20 protein-coding genes and 1 riboswitch are annotated in these 23,635 nt (G+C 68.9%); of the genes, 8 read left to right on the top strand and 12 right to left on the bottom strand.

The features are described from left to right. Nucleotides 1-219: 219 nt before the first annotated feature. Together arc and NLI01S_RS10065 are read right to left on the bottom strand one after the other, a co-directional pair. Complete coding sequence (gene arc, locus NLI01S_RS10070) at nt 220-1,989, bottom strand: proteasome ATPase (RefSeq protein WP_084392455.1); 1,770 nt, start codon at nt 1,987-1,989, stop codon at nt 220-222. 289 nt (nt 1,990-2,278) lie between these two features. Beyond that, a complete protein-coding gene (locus tag NLI01S_RS10065) occupies nt 2,279-3,232 on the bottom strand; it encodes a tRNA (adenine-N1)-methyltransferase (RefSeq protein ID WP_067602789.1) in 954 nt (317 codons plus the stop codon). Between the two features lie 196 nt (nt 3,233-3,428). Here NLI01S_RS10065 and ppgK point away from each other — a divergent pair, with 196 nt between their 5' ends. Continuing rightward, complete coding sequence (gene ppgK, locus NLI01S_RS10060) at nt 3,429-4,196, top strand: polyphosphate--glucose phosphotransferase (protein ID WP_067602786.1); 768 nt, start codon at nt 3,429-3,431, stop codon at nt 4,194-4,196. Further along, nucleotides 4,193-4,546: a hypothetical protein gene (locus NLI01S_RS10055; protein WP_067602783.1), complete on the top strand. Its 354-nt coding sequence runs from the start codon at nt 4,193-4,195 to the stop codon at nt 4,544-4,546. The genes ppgK and NLI01S_RS10055 overlap by 4 nt, the downstream gene beginning before the upstream one ends. 244 nt (nt 4,547-4,790) lie before the next feature. Here NLI01S_RS10055 and NLI01S_RS10050 read toward each other — a convergent pair whose 3' ends face one another. Further along, complete coding sequence (locus NLI01S_RS10050) at nt 4,791-5,126, bottom strand: hypothetical protein (RefSeq protein WP_307601056.1); 336 nt, start codon at nt 5,124-5,126, stop codon at nt 4,791-4,793. Between the two features lie 165 nt (nt 5,127-5,291). Here NLI01S_RS10050 and NLI01S_RS10045 point away from each other — a divergent pair, with 165 nt between their 5' ends. Both NLI01S_RS10045 and NLI01S_RS10040 read left to right on the top strand, forming a co-directional pair. After that, the gene (locus NLI01S_RS10045; RefSeq protein WP_067602778.1) at nt 5,292-6,599 is read left to right on the top strand and encodes a helix-turn-helix domain-containing protein; all 1,308 of its coding nucleotides are present in this window, start codon (nt 5,292-5,294) and stop codon (nt 6,597-6,599) included. Between the two features lie 34 nt (nt 6,600-6,633). Then, complete coding sequence (locus NLI01S_RS10040; protein ID WP_067602775.1) at nt 6,634-7,107, top strand: hypothetical protein; 474 nt, start codon at nt 6,634-6,636, stop codon at nt 7,105-7,107. Nucleotides 7,108-7,181: 74 nt separating this feature from the next. On the opposite strand, the gene NLI01S_RS10035 is transcribed toward NLI01S_RS10040, so the two are convergent. Continuing rightward, nucleotides 7,182-8,342: a site-2 protease family protein gene (locus NLI01S_RS10035; protein ID WP_084392454.1), complete on the bottom strand. Its 1,161-nt coding sequence runs from the start codon at nt 8,340-8,342 to the stop codon at nt 7,182-7,184. Between the two features lie 81 nt (nt 8,343-8,423). On the opposite strand from NLI01S_RS10035, the gene NLI01S_RS10030 reads away from it, so the two are divergent. From NLI01S_RS10030 to NLI01S_RS10015, 4 genes are all read left to right on the top strand, one after another. After that, nucleotides 8,424-9,230, top strand: coding sequence for a RecB family exonuclease (locus NLI01S_RS10030; RefSeq protein ID WP_067602769.1), 807 nt, complete (start codon nt 8,424-8,426; stop codon nt 9,228-9,230). A 41-nt stretch (nt 9,231-9,271) separates the two neighbouring features. Continuing rightward, entirely contained in the window at nt 9,272-9,967 is a 696-nt protein-coding gene (locus NLI01S_RS10025; RefSeq protein WP_067602766.1) for a response regulator, read from the top strand. A gap of 183 nt (nt 9,968-10,150) precedes the next feature. Continuing rightward, nucleotides 10,151-11,578 (top strand): threonine/serine exporter family protein, encoded by a 1,428-nt coding sequence (locus tag NLI01S_RS10020; RefSeq protein WP_223809186.1) that lies wholly within the window; start codon nt 10,151-10,153, stop codon nt 11,576-11,578. A gap of 197 nt (nt 11,579-11,775) precedes the next feature. Then, nucleotides 11,776-11,964 carry a DUF5999 family protein gene (locus NLI01S_RS10015; RefSeq protein ID WP_067602763.1) on the top strand — a complete coding sequence of 63 codons (189 nt, stop codon included), beginning with the start codon at nt 11,776-11,778 and terminating at the stop codon, nt 11,962-11,964. A gap of 146 nt (nt 11,965-12,110) precedes the next feature. Here NLI01S_RS10015 and NLI01S_RS10010 read toward each other — a convergent pair whose 3' ends face one another. The 8 genes from NLI01S_RS10010 to NLI01S_RS09975 all read right to left on the bottom strand — a co-directional run bounded on the left by NLI01S_RS10010 (nt 12,111) and on the right by NLI01S_RS09975 (nt 23,563). Continuing rightward, on the bottom strand, nt 12,111-13,355 hold the full coding sequence (locus NLI01S_RS10010; RefSeq protein WP_067602761.1) for a tetratricopeptide repeat protein: 1,245 nt from the start codon (nt 13,353-13,355) through the stop codon (nt 12,111-12,113). A gap of 214 nt (nt 13,356-13,569) precedes the next feature. Then, nucleotides 13,570-16,467, bottom strand: a complete 2,898-nt coding sequence (gene gcvP, locus NLI01S_RS10005; RefSeq protein WP_067602758.1) for an aminomethyl-transferring glycine dehydrogenase — start codon at nt 16,465-16,467, stop codon at nt 13,570-13,572. Between the two features lie 95 nt (nt 16,468-16,562). After that, a riboswitch (glycine riboswitch) is annotated at nt 16,563-16,655 on the bottom strand. Nucleotides 16,656-16,782: 127 nt separating this feature from the next. Next, nucleotides 16,783-17,271 (bottom strand): MerR family transcriptional regulator, encoded by a 489-nt coding sequence (locus NLI01S_RS10000; RefSeq protein WP_084392452.1) that lies wholly within the window; start codon nt 17,269-17,271, stop codon nt 16,783-16,785. 469 nt (nt 17,272-17,740) lie between these two features. Continuing rightward, nucleotides 17,741-18,214, bottom strand: coding sequence for a bifunctional nuclease family protein (locus NLI01S_RS09995; RefSeq protein WP_067602755.1), 474 nt, complete (start codon nt 18,212-18,214; stop codon nt 17,741-17,743). A gap of 171 nt (nt 18,215-18,385) precedes the next feature. Next, nucleotides 18,386-18,931 carry an FHA domain-containing protein gene (locus NLI01S_RS09990; protein ID WP_067602752.1) on the bottom strand — a complete coding sequence of 182 codons (546 nt, stop codon included), beginning with the start codon at nt 18,929-18,931 and terminating at the stop codon, nt 18,386-18,388. A 606-nt stretch (nt 18,932-19,537) separates the two neighbouring features. Next, nucleotides 19,538-22,042 carry a mannose-1-phosphate guanyltransferase gene (locus NLI01S_RS09985; protein ID WP_067602749.1) on the bottom strand — a complete coding sequence of 835 codons (2,505 nt, stop codon included), beginning with the start codon at nt 22,040-22,042 and terminating at the stop codon, nt 19,538-19,540. A gap of 202 nt (nt 22,043-22,244) precedes the next feature. Further along, nucleotides 22,245-23,000: a CDP-alcohol phosphatidyltransferase family protein gene (locus NLI01S_RS09980; protein WP_067602746.1), complete on the bottom strand. Its 756-nt coding sequence runs from the start codon at nt 22,998-23,000 to the stop codon at nt 22,245-22,247. Nucleotides 23,001-23,227: 227 nt separating this feature from the next. Continuing rightward, nucleotides 23,228-23,563 (bottom strand): DUF2795 domain-containing protein, encoded by a 336-nt coding sequence (locus NLI01S_RS09975; protein WP_067602742.1) that lies wholly within the window; start codon nt 23,561-23,563, stop codon nt 23,228-23,230. Nucleotides 23,564-23,635: the final 72 nt, after the last annotated feature.

Below are 23,635 nucleotides of genomic sequence, written 5' to 3'. Positions count from 1 at the left end.
CGCCGTCTTCCCGGGCGTTTCGAAGGATCTCGGCCCGGCATGTCCACACAGGTCACAGCGTCTTTCGGCGGATTCGCCATAAAGTGACGACGGGGCGCGCGCAAAACACCGGGCCGCGCCCCGGTAAGAGGCGAAAGTCCCGCGATCGCGCGCGTAGGGGCCCGCCGGAGAAAGACCTCCGGCGGGCCCCGAAGCGGTACGTGACCGCGGCGAGCGTTCTTACAGGTACTGGCCCGTGTTGGCGACCGTGTCGATGGACCGGCCCGAGTCGGAGCCCGTCTTGCCGGTGATGAGCGTACGGATGTACACGATCCGCTCGCCCTTCTTGCCGGAGATGCGCGCCCAGTCGTCCGGGTTGGTGGTGTTGGGCAGGTCCTCGTTCTCACTGAACTCGTCGACGCAGGCCTGCAACAGGTGCGAGACCCTGATGCCCCTGGACCGGTTGTCGATGAAGTCCTTGATCGCCATCTTCTTGGCCCGCGAGACGATGTTCTCGATCATCGCGCCGGAGTTGAAGTCCTTGAAGTACAGGACCTCCTTGTCCCCGTTGGCGTAGGTGACCTCCAGGAAGCGGTTCTCCTCGCCCTCGGTGTACATCCGTTCCACGACCCGCTGGATCATGGCGTCCACCGTGGCCTTGCTGGAACCACCGTGCTCGGCCAGGTCCTCCTCGTGCAGCGGCAGCTCGTCGGTGATGTACTTGGCGAAGATGTCGCGGGCCGCCTCGGCGTCGGGCCGCTCGATCTTGATCTTGACGTCCAAACGGCCGGGCCGCAGGATCGCCGGGTCGATCATGTCCTCGCGGTTGGAGGCACCGATGACGATGACGTTCTCCAACCCCTCGACACCGTCGATCTCACTGAGCATCTGCGGGACGATCGTGTTCTCCACGTCGGAGGACACACCCGAGCCACGTGTGCGGAAGATCGAGTCCATCTCGTCGAAGAACACGATGACGGGGGTTCCCTCGGAAGCCTTCTCCCGGGCCCTTTGGAAGACCAGGCGAATGTGCCGCTCGGTCTCACCCACGTACTTGTTCAGCAGCTCCGGACCCTTGATGTTGAGGAAGAAGCTCTTGCCGACGTCCTTGCCGGTGCGTTCGGCGACCTGCTTGGCCAACGAGTTCGCGACCGCCTTGGCGATGAGCGTCTTACCGCACCCGGGCGGCCCGTACAGCAGTACGCCCTTGGGCGGGCGCAACTTGTGCTCGAAGAACAACTCCTTGTACAGGTAGGGCAACTCGACCGCGTCGCGGATCATCTCGATCTGTCCCGACAGACCACCGACGTCGTTGTAGGCGATGTCGGGGACCTCTTCGAGGATGAGCTCCTCGACCTCGGATTTGGGGATGCGCTCGTACACGTAACCCGACCGAGACTCCAACAGGAGTGAGTCCCCGGCCCTGATCGGCTCGTCGCGCAGCGGCTCCGCCAACCGCACGATCCGCTCATCGTCGTGATGCGAGATCACCAGGGCGCGTTCGCCGTCCTCGAGTACCTCCTTGAGCATGACGACTTCGCCGACGGTCTCGAACGACTCCACCTCGACGACGTTGAACGCCTCGTTGAGCATGACCTCCTGGCCCGGACGCAACGCGTCCAGATCCACGGATGGACTGACGTTGACCCGCATCTTGCGGCCATTGGTGAAGATCTCGACGGTCTCGTCCTCGCGCGACCCAAGGTAGACACCGAAGCCGGACGGTGGCTGCGCCAGCCGATCGACCTCCTCCTTGAGTGCCACGATCTGCTCGCGCGCCTCCTTCAGTGTGGAGACGAGCCGTTCGTTCTGCCCGTTGGCGGCGGCCAGGTCGGCCTGGGCCTCCCGCAACCGCTCTTCCAACAGACGCACATGTCGGGGCGAGTCGGCGAGTTTACGCCGAACCACGCTGAGTTCCTTTTCCATGTAGGAGACCTGAGCCGTGAGTTCAGCGACTTCACGGTCTTGGTCGTTTTGACGCTCGTCTTCGCGCTCGGCCACGTCCGCCACCTCCCTATGAGAAGGACGACTACTCGGGAACCTACCTACCCCTGCCCCTTTCCTAACCTCTCAGCTTCGAGGAGTGTCCTGGGCCTCACTTTCACACCTGACGTCCACGCAGGTCACCGCAGCGACGAGTGACCCGACGTAATGAGAAAGTAACCTCCGTGGCGGGGGTCGGGCAAGTGCATTCCAGACGTTTCCCCGGGCTCGGTCGGCGATAACACCACTTCTCGAAAAACGACGAAGCCCGCCCCGGACCATGTCCGGAAGCGGGCTTTCACAAGCGCCGAGAACACTACTCGGCGGGTCGATCCGTCTCTTTCTCGGGCATGTCGGACACACCATCGGTGGAACCGGCCGCGCCCTTGGCACCGGCCGCGCGCGCGGCCTCGTAGTCCTTGCCGTAGGCGCCCTTGGCCGGACGACGACGCCGCTCGGGCGCGGCCACACCGTCGGCCAGACGACGCGCCACCACCAGGAAACCGGTGTGACCGATCATCCGGTGGTCCGGACGCACCGCCAGCCCCTCCACGTGCCAGGTCCGCAGCATGGTCTCCCACGAACGCGGCTCGTAGAACCGCTCGTCCTCACGCAGCTCCTCCACCACGCGAGACAGCTGGGTCGTGGTGGCCACGTAGCAGCACACCAGCCCACCGGGGATCAGGGCCTTGGCGACCGCGTCCAGGCACTCCCAAGGCGCCAGCATGTCCAGGAACACCCGGTCCACGTCGGTCTCGTCGAGCTCCTCGACCAGGTCGCCCACGGTCAGCCGCCACGCCGGATGCGGGCCACCGTGGAAGTTCTCCACGTTCTTGCGAGCGATCTCGGCGAAGTCGGCCCGTCGCTCATAGGAGTGCACCATGCCCTTTTCCCCGACCGCGCGCAGCAGCCAGTTGGACATCGCACCCGAGCCCGCACCGGCCTCCACCACACGCGCGCCCGGGAAGATGTCGGCCTCCACCAGGACCTGGGCCGCGTCCTTGGGGTAGACGATGGTCGCCCCACGCTTCATGGACAGCGTGTAGTCGATGAGCAGGGGGCGCAGGGCCACATAGGCCGTGCCGGTGTTGGAGACGACCACACTGCCCTCGGGTTCACCGATGAGACCGTCGTGGTCGACCTTGCCCTTGTGCGAGTGGAAGGCGCCACCCTCACGCAGGGTGATCGTGTGCATGCGACCCTTGGGGTCGGTCAACTGCACGGTGTCGCCATCGGTGAAGGGGCCGCGGCGGCCATGGATACCGGTCAACGTCGATCTCGTCTTCCCACATCGCGTTCGGGTCGGGCAATCGCCCAGCGTATCGGTCCCCGGAACCGCGCCGAACCGTCCCGGCACCGCCCACTCCACCCGTTCGGCGTGCGAAACGCGCCGCCGTTGGGCAGTATCAGGCGTGTGGCCCAGCCACCCACCCCGACAGCACACGAGGATCACGGAGACACCACCCATGTCACAGCCGACCACGGGCCTGGGAATCGACATCGGCGGCAGCGGCATCAAGGGTGCCCCCGTCGACCTGGACTCCGGTGAGTTCCTCCGGGAGCGGATCAAGATCCTCACCCCCGAAGAATCCTCTCCCGCCGCCGTCACCGACATCGTCGCGCGGATCTCCGACCACTTCCCCGAGACCGCGCGCGGTCCCGTGGGCATCACCTTCCCCGGAGTGGTGCAGAACGGCACGATCCACACCTCCGCCAACCTGGACGAGTCCTGGGTGGGCACCGACGCCCGCGCCCTGTTCACCGAGGCCGTGGGGCGTCCGGTCCGAGTCCTCAACGACGCCGACGCCGCCGCCCTGGCCGAGTCCCGCTACGGCGCGGCCAAGGGCGTGCGCGGCACCGTGCTGATGACCACCCTGGGCACCGGTATCGGCACCGCCCTGGTCGTGGACGGTCGACTGGTGCCCAACACCGAGTTCGGGCACCTGGAGGTCGACGGCCACGACGCCGAGTCACGGGCCTCCTCCGGGGCCAAGGAACGCGACGGCCTCTCCTACTCCGAGTGGGTGAACGAGCGCCTACAGCGTTACTACCGGGTGATCGAGGACCTGGTGTGGCCGGACCTGATCGTGGTGGGCGGCGGGGTGAGCCGCAAGGCCCACAAGTTCCTGCCCCTGCTCGACCTGCGCACCCCGATCGTGCCCGCGATCCTGCGCAACACCGCGGGCAGTGTGGGGGCCGCCCTGGCCGCGGCCCAGGGCCTGGAGGTCCCGTGACCCCCTCCCCCACGACTCCACTCCCCACGGCCCTGGTGACGCGATACCGGGCCGTGGACCGCGAGGTCGTCGGTTCGGCCCTGCTGGACACACCGCGTCACCTGGACGCTTTGACGGTCGACATCGCCCGACACGGAATCCGCACCCCACTACGACTGGGTTTCAACCTCGCCTTCGGCACGCTCGACGGCAACCACCGGATCGCCGTGGCCCTACGCCTGGGGTTGGATTCGGTACCGGTCACCTTGATCAGGGCACCCGCGCTGCCGCGACCGGAGCACGCACGGACCATGCGCGTCCACGACCTGGGTGTCCTACTACGGGCTTGGGACAGCGGAACTCCTCCCTGAAACCAGGGAAGAGAAAGGGGCGCCTGGCGAATTCGTGGGGACGGCACCGCCAGGCGCCCGGGGGTGGAGGCGGCCGCCCCGGTCACGCTCCGGAGCGGGTGATTCGGGTGTCGGGCGGGTTCGGAGCCCGCACGGAGGGAGAAATGAGTTCGGGCCACCACCCGAACACCACCCCACACCCGGGGTCGCACCGCTGTACGACCCGTCCAGCCACGTGGGACCCGTCCCACGTGAGTCTTCTACGTCAGCCGCCCTCTGCGGCCGACATGACACCCATGATCCTGCGGGCGGCGTCGGAGGTTCGTGAGGCCGGAGAGAGCGGAACCCCGGGCAGGACCGCCGCGGTTCCCTCCTGGAGCGACCAGCGCATCCACCACCACAGGTCACCCCGGTGGGGACGCAGCACCGCCCGCCGCCCCTGCGCGATCGGCCCGGCGTGCACGATCCCGCACACCCCGTCCTCCCACGCGTCGATCCCACGTGAACGCAGCTCGTCCGCCATGCCCCGCAGCGCCAGAGACGCCGGACCGTCGTGGTCCGACACGCCCGGGCCCTCTGTCGGCGACGTCCGCACCGTCACGTGCCCTCCCTCCTCACCGCCCCGGCGACCACCGTCACCGGGGCCAACGACAAGTTCACTCTGCCCCATGTCGCAGAGCCCACATGACCAGTATGCGGATCACGCATCACACCTTCTTTTTCACACATAGCCACCAAGACGAGCCGGGATCCCTAATCTGGGCTCATGCCTCAAGCAGACGGCCTTCCCAAGGACCTGTGGACCCGACCTCGCGTGGCCGACGCCCTCGCCGAATGCGACATGCCCACGGTCATCGAAAGCGTGCGCACCGCACGCGGCTGGTCCCAGGGCGACCTCGCACGGGAACTCACCTACTCACAGAGCTGGGTCTCCCGAGTGGTCAACGGCCAGCAGTCGCTCACCATCAGCCAGGTCCAGGACCTGGCACGGCGGCTCGACATCCCGTTGCACCTGATCCGCTTCGGCGGCGAAACAACGAAGGAGGGTCCCACCACCAAGGCGATACCTCCCACCAGACGTCGCGATTTCGGAAAGGCCGTCGCCGCCGGCGGACTCCTGGCCTCCACCGCACGACCCATCGTCGGCCCGGAGGTCCACCACGGCATCGACGAGGACACCGCACCCTCCCTTCGGGCCATCACCGGCGGCCAACGACGCATGGACGCGACCTCGCCCGCGCGCCACCTGCTGCCCGGCGCGATCGCGCACGTGCACCTGGCCGAGCAGATGCTCACGAACGCGCGCGTGACGCCCTTCCACACCGAACTCAGCGCCGCGGCGAGCGAAGCCTCCGGGTTCGCCGCCTGGCTCAACGCCGACCTCGGCGACATGGGATCGGCCCGCATGCACTACCGCACCGCCGTCGTACGCGCCCGCCAGGCCGGCATGCGCCTGCTCGACGTCTACATGCTCGGTTCCCTGGCCTCCTTCGAGATCGAGACCGCCGAGGACCCCGAACTCGGACTGGGACTGGTCCAAGAGGCCGAACACGTCCTGGGCCCCGACTCCCACCCCACCGCACGCGCCTGGCTGTCCTGCATCGGCGCCCTCGCCCACGCCGGCATCGGCGACCGCACCTCCGCCGCGAGCGCCATCCGCCGTGCCGAACGCGACGTCGACCGCCCCGACAACGCCCGGCCGCCCTGGCCCTGGGTGTTCGTCTTCGACGAGGCCAAGGTCGCCGGCTACCGCGCCCTGGTGGGCGTACGCCTGCGCACCCCGCACGAGGCCCGCGCCGCCTTCGCCGACGCCGTCGCCCCGCCCTCCCGCAACGTCAAACAGGCCGCGGTGCTCAAGGTCGAACTGGCCTCCGCCCACGCCGAGGCCGGAGACATCGACGAGGCCTTCCGCCTGGCCCAGGAGGCCCTCGACACCGGGGTGCGCTTCGCCTCCGAACGCGTCGTGGCCCGCGTGCGTTCCTTCCGCCGGCGTTACCGCGGCCCCCACGCCGACCGTGTCAACGAACTCGACACCCGTCTCGCCGCCCTCGTTACCGGCATCCCCAGTGGGTAGAAACGCGGCGAAAGCGAACGAACCGGGAGGTCACGTGATCCGCATCGGCATCACCGGGCACCGCAACCTGACCCCTGACGTGAACGAACACGTCGCCGCACTGGTCAAGGACCATCTAGAGCCCTATGGACACGCCATGGTGGGCCTCTCCTGCCTCGCCGACGGCGCCGACTCCCTCTTCGCCGAGGCCGTCCTGGACGCCGGAGCCCCGCTGGAGGCCGTCATCCCCGCCGCCGGCTACCGCTCGGCGCTGCCCGCCCCGCACCACCCCGTCTACGACCGGCTCCTGGCCCGCTCCGTCCTGGTCCACGAATTACCGCACGCCGTCTCCGACCCCCACTCCCACATGGCCGCGGGCCGTCTCCTCGTCGAACAGAGCGACCGGCTCATCGCCGTCTGGGACGGACTGCCGGCCCGCGGCCCCGGCGGCACCGCCGACGTGGTCGCCTACGCCCGGGCCCTGAGCCGCCCCGTCATCGTCCTGTGGCCCCAAGGCGCCCGTCGCTGATCCCCTCCCGAGAACCGCAGGGGGTACACCGGTCCGGCGTCTGGGAGCCGGCGCAGGCCCAGAGCAGACACCCGTCAGGCCCGCTCCCGTCCGGCCATCGCCGCGTTGACGTCCGAGGCCCGGATCACCCCGAACACCCCACCGTCCTCGGCCACCACCAGGTACTCCGGCAACCGGTGGCGGGTGAGTTCGGTCAGGAGCTCCTCGCCCTCCAACCCCACCGACACCACCGAATTCCCGGTCAACGCCCGGGACACGTCCGAGACCGGCACCCAGGCCCGTCGCGCCTTCGAGATCGCCTCGTCCGCGGTGGGATGTACCACCGCGATCGGCGTGCCCCCGGAGTCGGTCACCACCACCGCCTCCGTGCCCGCCTCCCGAGCACGCACGTCCACCTGCGCCAACGGCAGGTCCGCGGGCACCACCACGGCCCGGCGCGCCAGGTCCCGGGCGCGCAACCCCGGAACACGGGCCCGCACCCGCGCGTTGCGCAGGGCCTCGGTAGCGCCCATCCACATGAACCCGGCCAGCACCACACCCCACACGATGGCCCACGGTCCCGGAGTGCCGCCCGCGCTCCACGCGAACAGGAACGGCAAGGCCGCCACCACCAGCGCCAGCACCCGACCGCCCCAGGCCGCCACCACGCTCCCGGTGTGCGGGCGCCCGGTCAGCTTCCACACCCCGGCGCGCAGCAGACGACCACCGTCCAACGGCAGCCCGGGCAACAGGTTGAACACACCCACCAACAGGTTCGCGATCCACAACTGGAACATCAGCTCACCGGGGATGCTGAACGGGTTCGCCAACAGCGCCAACCCGAACGCGCCCCCCGCCAACACCAGCGACAGCAACGGCCCCGAGAAGGCGATCCAGAACTCCTTGCCGGGGGTGGGGGCCTCCCGGTCGATCTCCGAGACCCCGCCCAGCACGTAAAGGACGATCCGCCGTACCGGCAACCCGTACGAGCGCGCCACCACCGAGTGCGCCAACTCGTGCACCAGCACCGAGGCGTACAACAGGATCGCGAAGACGAACGCCAACAGGTACGCCGAGGGCCCCAGCGCCAACCGGGTCTGGACGATGCCCCCATAGACCAGGGTGATCAGCACCGCCACGATCCACCACGACGACGTCACGTACACCGGAACGCCGAACGGACGCCCGAGCAGTAACCCCGTCCTCCGGGAACGAGAGGCGGACCGGGTCTCGGAGGGATCGCTGCCGTTGCTCACAGGCCCCACACTATGACCCCACCGGCGACGGGTCCCACCACACCCGCCCCACCGGGCCCCGGCTCTCATAGGCTGGCGGGTATGACCACCGTGCCGACGCTGCCGAGCGCCCTGTCGCCCTCGCGAGCCTCCGACTTCCTCCAGTGCCCGCTGCTGTTCCGCTTCCGCGCCATCGACCGCCTCCCCGAGGCCCCCAGCGCCGCCGCGCTGCGCGGCACCCTGGTCCACGCCTGCCTGGAACGTCTGTACGAACTTCCCGCCGACACCCGCACCACGCGCACCGCGCTCGGCCTCGTCGACCCCCAGTGGAAGAAGATCCGCGAGAAGAAGCCCGACGTCGCCGACCACCTCTTCCCCGAAGGAGAGGGCCTCGACGACTGGCTCCAGTCGTCCCGCGACCTCGTCCAGCGCTACTTCGACCTGGAGAACCCCGCCAACCTCGAACCGCGCGAACGCGAGATGCGCCTGGAGGTGTCCCTGCCCACCGGCCTGCGCCTGCGCGGCTACGTCGACCGCCTCGACGTCGCACCCGGTGGCCGGATCCGTGTCGTCGACTACAAGACCGGCAAGTCGCCCCACCCCCGCTTCGAGGACAAGGCCAAGTTCCAGATCTTCTTCTACGCCGTCATGATCTGGCGTGACCTCGGCGTGGTCCCCGCCCGCCTCCAACTCATGTACCTGGGCGACGGCTCCGTGCGCTGGTACGACCCCACCCAGGAGGAACTCCTCGCGGCCGAGGCCGAGATCGGCGACATCTGGGCGCGCATCGAGGCCGCAGGACGCGCGGGACGCTGGGAACCCAAACGCAGCAAGCTCTGCGGATGGTGCGAACACCAGGCCCTGTGCCCCGAGTTCGGTGGCACCCCGCCCCCGCTCCCCACCGCCTGAGCCGGCCCCGGCACTCCACCCCATACGGCAGAATCGGCCCCGTGCCCGTCTCAGTCCTGTTGGTCGACGACCAACCCCTCGTCCGTGCCGGCTTCCGCATGATCCTCGAATCCGTACCCCACCTGTCCGTGGTGGGCGAGGCCTCCGACGGCCGCGAGGCCGCACGAGCCGTGCGAAGCCTGCTCCCCGACATCGTCCTCATGGACATCCGCATGCCCGGCGTCGACGGGATCCAGGCCACCCGCGAGATCGTCGAATGGGCCAAGGGCCTCGGACACGGGGTACGCGTCCTGGCCCTGACCACCTTCGACCTGGACGAGTACGCCGTCGAGGCCCTGCGCGCCGGCGCATCCGGCTTCCTGCTCAAGGACGTGCCGCCCACCGAACTGATCGCCGCCATCGACCTGGTCGCCGATGGTTCCTCCGTGGTCTCCCCCACCGTCCTGCGCCGTCTCCTGGACCGTTTCGTCCCCCTGATACCCGTCCCCGAGGCCGAGACCGAACCCGAAGCCGACCCCCTCACCAATCGCGAACACGAGGTGTTGGCGCTGGTCGCCCGTGGCCGGTCCAACTCCGAGATCGCCGGCCAGCTCTTCCTCGGCGAGACCACCATCAAGTCTCACGTGGGCAGCATCCTCACCAAACTGGGGCTGCGCGACCGGGTCCAGGCCGTCGTGTACGCCTATGAGAACGGCCTGGTCACCCCGGGCGGGGACCCACCGCCGGCCGCCGGGTGACGGCGCGTCGACCGTAGAGCGCGACCGCGGGCGTTGACAGGATGGCCTGGGTGATCGAACTCACCGGCGCCATCCGGACCGGAAGGGCGAACCCCGCCGTTGGGTACGGCGTCCCCTTGGTGGCCGTCGAAAGTGGAACGCCATCACGGGGCGCGGACGAAGAGGGGGAGACGGAGCACAGTCATGCCGAGCAAGCGGGGGCGGTCGGGGCCGCCGAGCGAGGAGATCATGCTCAGCCGGATGCGCGACTGGCGCGCCGAGCACGAGCGTGAGTTGACCCCGGACAACCTCGACGACGAGGACACCAACCTTCCCGACGCGCGGGCCATCAACCTGGTCCTGCGCGTGGGCGAACTGATGCTGGCCAGCGGGGAGAGCACCGAAGCGGTCAGCGAGGCCATGCTGAGCCTGTCGATCGCCTTCGACCTGCCCCGTTCGGAGGTGTCGGTCACCTTCACCACCATCTCCCTGTCCACCCACCCGGGCGGCGACAGTCCACCGGTGACCGGCGAACGCGTGGTGCGTCGCCGTACCCTCGACTACTTCCGCGTCAACGAGTTGCACACCCTGGTCCAGCAGGCCGCCCTCGGCCTGCTGGAGCTGGAGGACGCCGCGGCCCGGCTGGAGCAGATCCGGCGGGCCCCCATGCCCTACCCGAACTGGTTGATCGCGGTGGGCTTCGGGCTCATCGCCTCCAGCGCCAGTCTCATGGTGGGCGGTGGTCTGATAGTGGCCACCGTGGCGTTCATGGCCACCGTGCTGGGCGATCGCACCTCGGTGTTCCTCGCCAACCGGGGTGTGGCGGAGTTCTACCAGATGGTCGCCGCCGCCACCGTGGCCGCCTCCATCGGCGTGGGCCTGTTGTGGGTGAGCACCTCACTCGACCTCGGTCTCCAGGCGGGCGCCATCATCACCGGTAACATCATGGCGCTGTTGCCCGGTCGTCCGCTGGTCTCCAGTCTCCAGGACGGCATCAGTGGCAGTTACGTCTCCGCCGCGGCACGCCTGTTGGAGACCTTCTTCACGCTGGGCGCGATCGTCTCGGGTGTGGGCGCGGTGGCCTACACGGCGGTGCGTCTGGGTGTGAACATGGACCTGGAGAACCTGCCGTCGGCGGGCACCGCCCTGGACGTCGCGGTGCTGGTGGGCTCCGCCGGCATCGCCATGGCCTTCGCCATCTCACTGGCGGTACCACCCCGGATGTTGCCCAGTATCGGCCTCATGGGCGTCATGATCTGGGTGACCTACGCGGGGCTGCGTTCACTGGTGGACGTTCCCCCGGTGGTGGGCACCGTGGTGGGCGCGGTGGCCGTGGGCGTGGTCGGGCACTGGTTGGCCCGTCGCACCCGACGCCCGGTCCTTCCCTACCTGATCCCCTCCATCGCCCCACTGCTGCCGGGCAGCATCCTCTACCGGGGCCTGATCGAGATCACCCAGGGCACGGCCGTGGCGGGGATGCTCAGCCTCGCCGAGGCCATCACGGTGGCGCTCGCGCTGGGCGCCGGGGTCAACCTCGGTGGCGAACTGGTCCGGGCCTTCCAACGCGGTGGGCTGGCGGGCGCGGGGATGCGCAGTCGTCCGGCCGCCCGACGCACACGCGGCGGTTACTGATTCCCCGTGGACGTGTCCGGGTTCGGACACGCACACGACATTTCGTGGAGAACCGGCCCGCCGGGGGGAGAGTCTCACCTGTTGAGAGCGAACAAGAGCGGAACGGCACCATTGCCATCGGCCTAAACCGACAACATCATGTGATGTCAGCCACTACTGTTGGCCTCAACCGGCACACGACCGAAAGGGTCCATTCCATGTGCAGCCACAAGCCTTCCTGCCCCACCGCCGAGGAAACCGACCGCGAGGCGGCCCGGGTCGTCTCCAGCCACCCCGAACAGGGATGGAGCCTGCTCTGCAACGGCGTCGTCCTCTTCGACGACACCGGTGAGCTCCTCCCCGACGGGGCGGTCGTGGCACCACACCGCCCCCGCGTCGCGGCCTGAAGCGACCGACCACCGGTCTCGACCGGTGCCCGGCCACGATTTCCACCGACTCGCGTGGCACCCACCGAAGAACCGATCCTCCGAACTCTCGACCTCTCCCGCCCGGGAACCGCGAAATCCCGGGCGGTGACGTGCGCGCGAACCGGTCAGGGACCGTCCGGCCAACCCTCGGGAAGCACGTCCTCCCCCATCGCCTCGGCGAGCCGCCGCCGGAAGTCCGCGTGAACGTCCGAGCCCCACACCAGTTCGCTCGGGGTACGCAGGGCCTGCTCCATGGCGGCGCGCAGCGCGGCCGGGCGTGACTCGCCCTCCACCACCGGCACCGCCAACAGGGCGTGCATCCGAGTCACCGTCGCGAAGAGCTCCCCTGCGAGCATGGAAGCGCTGGAGGTCGCCACGGCCTCCTCCAGGTACCCCTCCCACCAGGGTTCGGCCGCCTCCTCGCCGTCCTCGTCCCCGGCTTGGGCGAAGGAGCGGCGCAATCGCCACCGCACTTCCTCTGCGGTCTGCGCGTCCGGGCTCTCCAACCCGGTACGCCAGGCCCGGGCCGCCTCGTCCGGTTCGCCTCGCAGGGCCAACAATCCGGCCAGGAGCTCGACCGCGGCGCCCGATGTGCGTGCCTGCGGGTGTGCCCGCTCGTCGGCGGTGCCCGGATCGGCGACCGCGGCGACGTCGGCGATGGCCCGCTCCAGGTGGGTGGCGGAGCGCAGCAGACGCAGACCCGGATCGTCTCCCACCGCCAGACCGCGCTCGACCGCCACGGAGGCGTCCTCCACCCGTCCTCGGTCCAACAAGCGCCCCGCCAGGTCCCTGGCGGCGTCCTGGACCGTGGTGGCGTGCAGACGGCTCATCGGTTCGCCTTCGGGCGGCAGTTCCAGAGCGGCCTCCCAGTGCTCCTCCGCCTCGGTGTGCTCACCCCGCAGTTCGGCCTCTCGCGCCAACCCGTAGCGGGCCACCGCACCGTAGGCCGCCCCGCCCAGACCCAGCAGTCGTTCCCACACCCGGGCGGCCTCACCGTGCGAGCCCTCCTGTTCCAGGGAAAGTGCCAGGTGGTAGGCGGCGCGGGGCGCGTAACGGGAGTCGCCGGTGGACAGCGCCCGACGGGCTGCCTCTCGCGCCGCGGCCAGGTCACCGCGCTGGTCCTGGACCACGGCCAGCCCCAGCAGGGCCCGCGCCCGTACCCTGGGACGCGGGTCGGCGGCGACCGCCCGCTGGTAGAGCTTGGCGGCGCGTTTCAAGTGCCCGTTCTCGGCCAGGTCGCGGGCCTGATCGCACAGGTCGGCGGCATCCCCGCCACCGATTCCGGTGTCCTCGACGTCTTCGGGGTCGGTGGCCTGGGGCGGCGGGTCGGAGGGTCCAGGGCGTGCGGAAGATCCGGACGTCGTGGTCATGGTGTGCGGCTTTCCGTGGGGGCGAGGGTCGCGCGGTGGGCGGCGCGAGTGTTCTGCTCGCCGTAACTCTAACCTGCCGGCCGATGGCCAGAGCGGCGTCCTGGTGGTGGATGTCGCGTGTCGCTTTCTTCGAATCGGCACCTTTACGACGTAGATTCTCAGTTGTCCGAAAAGAGCGGGGCACCGGCCGAAGCCGACGCCCCGCTCACCACCCTCAGAGCTCGAAGGCCTCCGGCGGCGGGCAGGAGCAGACCAGGTTGCGGTCACCGTAGGCCTGGTCGATCCGACCGACCGGCGGCCAGTACTTGTCCTGACGCAGCGACGGCAGCGGGTAGGCGGCCTCCGAGCGCGTGTAGCCGCGGTCCCACTCGTCGGCGGTCAGCGCCTCCGCGGTGTGCGGGGCACCCCGCAGCGGGTTGTCCTCGGCGTCCCACTCCCCCTTGGCGACCTTGTCGATCTCACCGCGAATGGCGATCATCGCCTGGATGAACCGCTCCAGCTCGGCGAGGTTCTCGCTCTCGGTCGGCTCCACCATGAGCGTGCCGTTGACCGGGAAGGACATGGTCGGCGCGTGGAAGCCGTAGTCCATCAACCGCTTGGCGACGTCCTCGTTGCTGATGCCGCCGGCCTTCTGCAACGGACGGATGTCGATGATGCACTCGTGCGCCACCAGGCCGCCCGCACCGGTGTACAGGACCGGGTAGTAGGGTTCCAGGCGCTTGGCGACGTAGTTGGCCGACAGCACCGCGGTCTCGGTGGCCGAACGCAGCCCCTTCTCCCCCATCATGCGCACGTACGCCCAGGAGATCGGCAGGATGCCCGCCGAACCGAACGGCGCAGCCGAGACGGGACCGACCCCGGTGTGCGGACCGGCCCCCGGTTGACCCGGGTGGTTGGGCAGGAAGCCCGCCAGGTGCGAACGGACCGCGACCGGGCCCACTCCCGGACCACCGCCACCGTGCGGGATACAGAAGGTCTTGTGCAGGTTCAGGTGGCTGACGTCGGCGCCGAACTCGCCCGGCTTGGCCCAGCCCACCAGCGCGTTCAGGTTGGCCCCGTCTACGTAGACCTGGCCGCCGGCCTCGTGCACCAGGCGGCACACCTCGGTGATGGTGTCCTCGTACACACCCGCGGTGGAGGGGTAGGTGACCATGATGGCCGCCAGCTCCCCACGATGCTTGTCGGTCTTGGCTCGCAGGTCGTCCAGGTCGACGTTGCCGTCGTCGTCACAGGCCACCACGGCCACACGCATGCCCGCCATGACGGCGCTGGCGGCGTTGGTGCCGTGCGCCGAGCTGGGGATCAGGCACACGTCCCGGTGGGCCTCCCCGCGCGAGCGGTGGTACCCGCGGATGGCGAGCAGACCGGCGAGCTCACCCTGGGAACCGGCGTTGGGTTGCAGCGACACCGCGTCGTAGCCGGTGACCTCGACCAGCCAGGCCTCCAGGTCGCGGATGAGCGCCACGCTGCCGGCCGCCTGGTCCATCGGGGCGAACGGGTGCAGCCCGGCGAACTCGGGCCAGGTGATGGACTCCATCTCGGCGGTGGCGTTGAGCTTCATGGTGCACGAACCCAGCGGGATCATCGTGCGGTCCAGCGCCAGGTCCCGGTCGGCCAGCCGGCGCATGTAGCGCAGCAGCGAGGTCTCGCTGCGGTGGGTGTTGAAGACCTCGTGGGTGAGGTAGTCGACGCCGCGCGTCAGGTTCGCGGGCAGGCGGTCGGCGGACTCGTCCACCGCCACCGGTCCGCGCTCGGCGCCACGGTCGGCCTCACCGAAGGCGGCCAGGACCTGGCCGAGGGTGTCCACGCCGGTGGTCTCGTCCACGCTCAGACCGACCGTGTGCTGGTCGGTGGCGAGCAGGTTGATCCCGGACTCCAGGGCCCGCTCCACGACGCGGTCGGCACTGGGCACGCGCACGCGCAGGGTGTCGAAGTACGCCCCGTGGACCACCTCGAAGCCGCGCTTGGTGAGCGCGTCGGCCAGGGACGCGGTGCGGGTGTGCACCTGACGGGCGATGGCCCGCAACCCGTCGGGGCCGTGGTAGACGGCGTACATGCCGGCCATGATCGCCAGCAGCACCTGGGCGGTGCAGATGTTGCTGGTGGCCTTCTCCCGGCGGATGTGCTGCTCGCGGGTCTGTAGGGCCAGACGGTAGGCGGGTCTGCCGACGTTGTCGACGGACACTCCGACCAGACGACCGGGCAGCTGCCGGCGCAGCTTCTCCCCCACGGACATGTAACCGGCGTGCGGGCCGCCGAAGCCGAGCGGCACACCGAAGCGCTGGGTGGAACCCACCGCGATGTCCGCGCCCAGTTCACCGGGGCTGCGCAGCAGGGTCAGGGCGAGGATGTCGGCGGCGACCACGGCCAGCGCACCGCGCTCGTGCGCCTGCTCGATGACCGCGCTCGGGTCGCGGACCGCACCGCTGGAGGCCGGGTACTGCACCAGGACGCCGAAGGCCTCGCCCTCGGGCAGGCCCTTGGTCAGGTCGGCGACGACGACCTCGATGTCCAGGGGCTCTGCTCGGGTGCGCAACACCTGCAGGGTCTGGGGGAAGACGTCGGCGTCCACGACGAAGACGTCGCTCTTGATCTTGGAGGCGCGTCGGGCCAGGGTCATGGCCTCGGCCGCGGCGGTCGCCTCGTCCAGCAGCGAGGCGCCGGTGATGGGCAGACCCGTCAGGTCCGAGACCGCGGTCTGGAAGTTGAGGAGGGCCTCCAACCGGCCCTGGGAGATCTCCGGCTGGTAGGGCGTGTACGCGGTGTACCAGGCCGGGTTCTCCATGATGTTGCGCAGGATGACCGGCGGGGTGAACGTGTCGTAGTAGCCCAGACCGATGAGTGTGGTGTGGGGACGGTTGCGGCCGGCCAGTTCCCGTAGCTCGGCCAGGGCCTCGGCCTCTCCTGCGGCCTCGGGCAGGGCCAACGGGGCGCTCTGCCCGGGGCCGGTGAGGATGGACTCGGGCACGGCGGCGCTCATGAGCTCGGTCGTGGAACCGTAGCCCACGGTCTTGAGCATCTCCGCCGTCTCGGTGGGTGTGGGGCCGATGTGCCGGTCGGCGAAGACCCGGGCGGGTGCGCCCGTGGTCGAGGCGTTCGACGGGTCAGTCACGGAGACCTCCTGGTGACAGGGCCGATTCGATCGGCGGTGTTCCTCACGGTCTCCCCCTCTGTCACCGGGCACGACGGTGCCGGCTCCAGAGCGGCCTCCTTCGCGCGGTCCATGGTGCCTGAGAGGTTACTGGGGAGTATTGCCCCGTCGGCGCCCCGTAGCGTCGGGGTCTCTCCCGCGCGATATCAAAAGCCTGCTGACGCTCTGTACATGTATCCAAGCAGGGAGAAATGTCGGCTTTCGCCCCCGTTGTGGTTACGAAGGTACTCGATCGGGCTCCGGCACGAGGAGCCAGGGCGCACCTTCGCACCGCTCTCAGCCGGTGCGGCGTTCACGTCGCCGACGGGCCAGTTCGTCGACGGGTCGGGGGTCGGGGGTGGGAAGGTCGGCACGGGCCTCCGCCGGGACGACGCCCAGGGCCTCCTCCAGCTCACGGGCCACGTTCGCCAACGCCAACCCGAACATGCCCTGGCCACGCTGCATCAGGTCGACGACCTCGTCGGGGGAGGTGCACTCGTAGACGCTCACACCGTCGCTCATCAGGGTGATACGGGCCAACTCCCCGGCGGGCCGGCCGCGCAGGTGGTCGACGGCCGTGCGGATCTGCTGCAGGGAGATCCCGGTGTCCAGGAGACGCTTGGCCACCTTCAGCAGCAGGATGTCCGGAAGGCTGTACAGCGGGGCGTTTTCGGCTCCCGTGCGCACACTCGGCTCCACCAGGCCGGTTCGGGCCCAGTAGTCGAGCTGTCGATAGGTGATCCCTGCGGCCGTACACGCCGCTGGGCCCCGATACCCGACGTCCATAGGCAGCGCCATCACGTCCTCTTCGCACAGTAGGCCCTGCTGCCCCGCTAGCCGCAGCGCGGACCGCCTGTCATGGGGATCCCGCTTGCCGCTCGCTACCGCCACGCCGACCTCCGGCTTCTCGTCCCACGGCGGCATCGACAGGGGAAGGTCCACTCAGGGAATGGGCGCGCCGTGGGTTCCACAGCACTGACGGTAGGGCGGCGCCAAGGCAGCGTCAACGAGGCCGCCCGGCGCGTCGCCAAGTACGCGCGGTGACGGCTCCGACCCACCGACACGTCCGGTGCCCCGAGGAGACCAGGCCTTTTCGGTTGTGGTCGCCGCGTCCATTCCCTCATCCCAATCTACCACTGACCCCGATAACGAAGTCGCAGGTCACAGCCGTGTCCTCAACCTCATGGGCCGATGGTCCGGCTCGGGCAAGGAAGAGGGGCCCACGCCGTGCGCGGGCCCGGCCCCCTTGTGTCTCTCAGGTACTGCGTCGACCGAAGTCCTCGGGCGAGATGTTGTCCAGGAACTCCCTGAAGGCCTCGACCTGGTCCTCCTGCTCGTCGGGGATCGGCATCCCCGCCTCTTCGATCACGTCCTCGTGCGCGTAGATCGGAGTTCCGGTCCGCAGGGCCAGAGCGATGGAGTCGGAGGGGCGTGCGCTGACCTCGACACCATTGCTGAAGACCAGTTCGGCGTAGAAGATGCCATCGCTCAGCCCCGTGATCCGTACCGTTTCCAGGCCGGTCTCCAGGGCGTCGAGCACGTCCCGGAACAGGTCGTGCGTGAGAGGTCGAGCGGGCGCGACCCCTTGTTGGGCCAAGGCGATGGCGGTGGCCTCCACCCCACCGATCCAGATCGGCAGGTAGCGGTCACCCTCGGATTCCTTGAGCAGGACAATCGGTTGGTTCGAGGGCATCTCAACCCGGACGCCGACGACCTCCATGTGTTTCACAGCGTCTCCGTCCCACGAGTCGTCATGCCGGCTGGGCGCTCGTCCCTGCTCCCCCGTTGGATCAGGACCCGAGGGCGAAATCGGCACCCTTCGTTACAAAGCTCTCCGGAGGTGGAGGGCCGCAAACCTCTTCGGCCCTCCCACCCCCCGTCGACCGTGGTCACCGATTCGTCATCGGCGGGGCTTGGTCAGCAGGATCATCCGGAACTTGCCGATCTGAATCTCGTCCCCACCACCCAGCTCGGCCTCGTCCACCGGTTCCCGGTTGACGTAGGTGCCGTTGAGACTACCGACGTCACGGACCCCGAACCCGTTGCCCCTGCGGAAGAACTCCACGTGGCGTCGGGAGACTGTGACGTCGTCCAAGAAGATGTCGCTGTTGGGATGGCGCCCGGCGGTGGTCACGTCGCTGTCCAGCAGGAAACGACTTCCGGCGTTGGGGCCACGTCGGACCACGAGTAGCGCGGTGCCCGGGGGCAACGCATCGGCACTGGCGGGGTCGTCGCCGCCGAGATCCTCACCCGCTTCCTCGTCCTCCAGGGCTTGGATCCCGGAGATGGAGATGGTGGAGGTGACGTCCCCGCCACCGGACTCCCCGCCCGTGTTGGACGGCGGGCTCTGCTGGTCGGCCCTGCGGAGGGGAGTTCCACAGTGGGAGCAGAAACGGGCATCATCCGCAACGGCGTGACCGCACTGCGTGCAGTAAACGCTCGACATAGGTCGGCTCGGCCTCCTACCGCACGGGGCGGTGCTTGATTCGGCTGATCGGTGGCGCGCTCCGGTCGCCGGACGGACACTGTGCCCGCTCAACGTCCGGAACACGGTGAGACGTTCCGCTTTCGCGGCAACGGATCGTCCCACACGGTCGGTCGCTAGGTCTCATCCCCTATGTTCTGCCCCTTGTCACCCCGACGGACGTCCGCCGTTGCCGGAACCCCTTGTGTCGGTGGTGACGAGATGCTTCAGGGAACACTCGACTTTAAACCATATCCCTGTCCAGACAGGGTTTCGCTCCCCCATGGCCCGCCACGCGGCCCCGTGACACGGGCGTGCGACGGACTCGGTGGAGTCGGCACCCGGGGCACCACCACACCGGACCTTGGAAGAGGTCAACGCCTGTTCTGGGGCAGATGCCCGTCCGAGTGGTTTGGTTCTGTTGAACGCGGAGTGGATTTTCGTCGGCCTCCAACCCGTGGACTCACCTGGGCTTCCGCTCGATTCGTCCACTCGACCGCCCTGCCGGGCGATTCCGCCCGGCCGATGGACGGACCGAAGCCCGTGGGCGTGACCGGCCACCGCCGGCCACGCCCACGACCTGCCGGTTCAGCCCTCCGCACGCTCCACGACGGAGGCCCATTCGTCCAACAGAGCCTGAGCCTTGTCCGAATCAGGACCTTCGGCCCAAAGATGGGTCACGGCTTCGGCGGTGTCCGGGAGGACCAGCGCCCAGCTTCCGTCCGACTCGATCACGCGGACGCCGTCGGTGGTGTCCAGTTCCCGGTCCTGCGCGGCCTCCACGACCGCGCGCATGACGCTGCCCTTGACCGCCCATGGGGTGGGCACCGAACGGCGCAACAGGTGCGCCTGAGGGATCGCCCGGTCGATCTCCACGATCGGGCGACGGGTCCGCGCCACCAGACCCAGCAGCCGCACGAACGCCGCGATGCCGTCACCGGTGGAGCCGAACTCGGGAAGGACGAACCCGCCCCGGCCGTCACCGGCGAAGATGATGGCGTCACCCTCGGCACGGACCGCCTTGGTGAGCTCGTGGGTGGCGGTGGCCGTCCAACGCACCTCGACACCGTGGGCGCCGGCCACGCGCTCGGCCACCCTGGTGGTGGTCACCGGCAGCGCCACCTTGCCCGCACCGCGTTCGGCGGCCACCAGGTCCAGCACCACCAGCAACGCGCGGTCGTCGTCGATCAGCTCGCCGTTCTCGTCCACGATCGAGAGGCGTTCGGCGACCGGGTCGAAACGCACACCGAAGTCCGCTCCCGAACCCGACACCAATTCGCCCAGACGTTCCAGGTCGCGCATCTTCTTGGCGACCGTGTCGGCGGGCGAGGCCTCGTCCAGGCGGTTGTTGACGGTGAGCACGTCGACGCCGATCCGGCCCAGCAACGAGGGCAGGATGAGTGAACCCGTGCCGCCCGCGCAGTCCACGACCACCTTCAGCTCCGCCTCGGCCACCCCGGAGGTGTCCACGGATCGTAGGAGGTCGTGGGAGTAGTTCTCGATGTTGCGGGCGGCGAAGGTCAACTCGCCGATCTCCCCGGGGAAGGCGCGCCGGTACTCGGCCCGGGAGAAGACCCGGTCGAGTTTGCGCTGAGCGCCCGGTGACAGGTCGGCCCCCTCACCGTCCAGGAAGATGATGTCGACCGACTCGGGGTCCCCCGGGCTGGTGCGCACGACGATGCCGCCGCTGACACCGCTCTGGGAGGTGTGGAAGCGCGCCACCGGCAGCGGTACCACCTCCAGGTCGCGCACCTCGATGGCGGCCGCGGTGAGTGCGCTGATGATGGCCCTCTTGAGCGTGCGCGCGGCGCGCGAGACGTCGCGGGAGGTCGTGACCATCGCACCCTTCTTGAGGGTGGTGGCGTAGGCGTTGGCCAACCGGACCGCGAGTTCGGGGGTGATCTCGACGTTGATCAGGCCGGACACACCGCGGGGACCGAACAGGGAACGTTGGCCCCGTGACTCCCAGACGACGTTGGTGCTGACCACCGCTCCGGCCTCGATGGTCTTGAACGGGTAGACCTTGACGTCGTTGTGCAGGTAGGCCTCGGACTCGATGACGCAGTCCTCACCGATGACCGCGCCCTCCTCGATCCGCACCGCCGCCATGACGTCGGTGTTCTTGCCGATCACGGTGCCGCGCAGGTTGGCGCCACGACCGATGAACACGTTGTCGTGGAGCACGGTGCGGTGCGCGAAGGCCTCCGCGCGGACCACGGCGTTGCTGCCGACCACGGTGTACTCGCGCAGTTCCGCGCCGGCCTCGACCTTGGCGTAGTCGCCGATGTAGAGGGGCCCCTTGAGGACGGCCTCGGAGCTGACCTCGGAGCCCTCACCGACCCACACCCCCGGGGAGACCTCGAAGCCGTCGATGTCGACGTCCACCTTGCCCGAGAGCACGTCGGCCTGGGCGCTCAGGTAGCTCTCGTGGGTGCCCACGTCCTCCCAGTAGCCGTCGGCGACGTACCCGTAGAGGGGTTCTCCCTCGGCCAGTAGTTCGGGGAACACGTCACCGGACCAGTCGACCACCTCCCCGGAGGCGACTCTCTCCAACACCTCCGGTTCCATGATGTAGATGCCGGTGTTGACGGTGTCGGAGAAGACCTGTCCCCAGGTGGGTTTTTCCAGGAACCGCTGGATGCGGCCCTGCTCGTCGACGATGATGATGCCGAACTCCAGCGGGTTGGGTACCCGCTTCAGGGCGATGGTGACCTTGGCTCCGCGTTCACGGTGGAAGCGGAGCATGTCGGTGAGGTCGATGTCGGTGAGCGCGTCACCGGAGATGACGATGAACGGCTCGCCGCGTAGGTGTTCCTCCGCGTTCTTGACGCTGCCGGCGGTCCCGAGGGGGACCTCCTCGGCGACGTAGTGGAGCTTCATGCCGAGCTCTTCGCCGTCACCGAAGTAGTTGCGAATGAGCGTGGCCAGAAACTGGACGGTGACGACCGTCTCGGTGAACCCGTGCTTGCGCAGCAGGCGCAGGACGTGCTCCATGATGGGCTTGTTGACCACCGGTAGGAGCGGTTTGGGTTGGTTGGCCGTCATCGGGCGCAGACGGGTACCCTCGCCGCCCGCCATCACGACGGCCTTCATCGGAGGCGTGGTGGGCTCGGGCTCTTCGTTGGGTGTGCTCATCCCCGATCCCCCCGAACGGCCGGGCCGTGGGGGGCGATGGGGGATGCGTGTTCTTCGGAGCGCGCACCGGCGCGCGCGGTGGGACATGTTCTCATGACGGAGACGACACTCCCTTTCGATCCGACAGGACTCAGGTGAGCCGGCCCGCCGGTGTCACGGATCAGGACCCGTTACCGTCCCGGTCCTGACGGCTCGGTCTCTCCGAGCCCTCGGGCGCCGCCCCGGATTCACCGTCGACGGTCGCCGGTGCGGTCGGATCATCCCGTTCCGTGAACCTGCCGTGCCCTTCGTCGCTGTCCGGGTCTCCCGTTCTCACACCCTCGTGATCAGCGCGTTCGGCACGGCGGGACTGTCCGATCAGGCGTAGTCCCTGTACCGCGTAGAGCAATCCGGCCCACCAGTAAAGAGCCGTTCCCCAGAGCGCGAACGCCCAACCTACAATTTTGGCCACATCTCCCACGATGGACGCGTACTCGGCCACGAACAACAGCGGGAACGAGTACAACAGGCACAGGGTCGCGGCCTTGCCCGCGAAGTTCACCGGGAGCGGCCCGTAGCCGAAGTGGCGTAGCAGCGGCAGGGCACCCAGGATGAGGACGTCGCGCAGGACCAGGATGGCCATCAACCACCACGGCACGATCCCGCGGACGACCAGGCCCAGCAGCGCCGCGAAGATGTAGAGCCGGTCGGCGGCCGGGTCGAGGAACTGACCCAACTTGGAGGCCTGGTTCCAGGCCCGGGCGATCTTGCCGTCCAGCCAGTCGCTGATCCCGGCGAAGGCGAGCACGAGCAGTGCCCACCAATCGGCCTCGGGCCCCAGGACGAGCCACAGGAACAGCGGAACGCCCAACAACCGGAGCATGCTCAACAGGTTGGGAACCGTCCAGATGCGGTCGGTGACCACCGGGCCGGCCACACTGCCCCCCGCCTCGTGTCTGCCTTCTTGCGCGGATCGCCCCATGGCGACCACGATAACGGGCGGGATCTTCCGTTCCCGCCGCAACGCGTTCCGTCGATGTCCCGTGACCCGGCGAAACGGCCGCCCGCCAATCGTAGCCTGTACGAACTCATCTTCCGGTTCGGGTTCTTCTCCCCACGAACGCGTCACCAGGTGCGACCGTGGACCCCGCCGCCCCTGCCCGCTCAGGACTTGCGGTTCTCCCCGGTCTCCTCCTCGATCGGGTTCACCGGCCCGGTGTCCTTCATCGTCTCGGAAAGCCCGGGTTTGGTGTGTTCTCGACGCTGCCGGGCCCGGTCGGACTCCTTGCGCGAGTCCGTGTCGGACTCGTCCATCGGCACCGACCGCAGGACGTCGTCGGGTCGGTCGTAGTCGACCGGGGGCATCGCCCTCAGTGCCCGCATGATCTCGTCGTCGGCGCCCAGAGAAGCGGCCCGGTCCAGGATGTGTTCCTTGTCCGCGGGAAAGGGCACTTGGCCCAGAATCGCCTTCAGACCCTCGACACCGTGTTCGGTCCCCATCGTGGCCCCCGTTCGCTGTTCGATGAATGACACCGCCGGCCCCGCACGCACGACTCCCCTGGTAGAAGGGGT

The sequence above is a fragment of the Nocardiopsis listeri NBRC 13360 genome (genome assembly GCF_001570765.1).
Lineage (GTDB): Bacteria > Actinomycetota > Actinomycetes > Streptosporangiales > Streptosporangiaceae > Nocardiopsis > Nocardiopsis listeri.
Note: the sequence above shows the minus strand (reverse complement) of the source record. Positions and strands in the feature narration are given on the sequence as shown.

Coding starts and splice junctions, on each gene's coding strand:
- ppgK (WP_067602786.1), top strand. CDS start 3,429: ATGTCACAGCCGACCACGGGCCTGGGAATCGACATCGGCGGCAGCGGC.
- NLI01S_RS10045 (WP_067602778.1), top strand. CDS start 5,292: ATGCCTCAAGCAGACGGCCTTCCCAAGGACCTGTGGACCCGACCTCGC.
- NLI01S_RS10030 (WP_067602769.1), top strand. CDS start 8,424: ATGACCACCGTGCCGACGCTGCCGAGCGCCCTGTCGCCCTCGCGAGCC.
- NLI01S_RS10020 (WP_223809186.1), top strand. CDS start 10,151: ATGCCGAGCAAGCGGGGGCGGTCGGGGCCGCCGAGCGAGGAGATCATG.
- NLI01S_RS10015 (WP_067602763.1), top strand. CDS start 11,776: ATGTGCAGCCACAAGCCTTCCTGCCCCACCGCCGAGGAAACCGACCGC.
- NLI01S_RS10010 (WP_067602761.1), bottom strand. CDS start 13,355: ATGACCACGACGTCCGGATCTTCCGCACGCCCTGGACCCTCCGACCCG.
- NLI01S_RS10000 (WP_084392452.1), bottom strand. CDS start 17,271: ATGGACGTCGGGTATCGGGGCCCAGCGGCGTGTACGGCCGCAGGGATC.
- NLI01S_RS09990 (WP_067602752.1), bottom strand. CDS start 18,931: ATGTCGAGCGTTTACTGCACGCAGTGCGGTCACGCCGTTGCGGATGAT.
- NLI01S_RS09985 (WP_067602749.1), bottom strand. CDS start 22,042: ATGAAGGCCGTCGTGATGGCGGGCGGCGAGGGTACCCGTCTGCGCCCG.
- NLI01S_RS09975 (WP_067602742.1), bottom strand. CDS start 23,563: ATGGGGACCGAACACGGTGTCGAGGGTCTGAAGGCGATTCTGGGCCAA.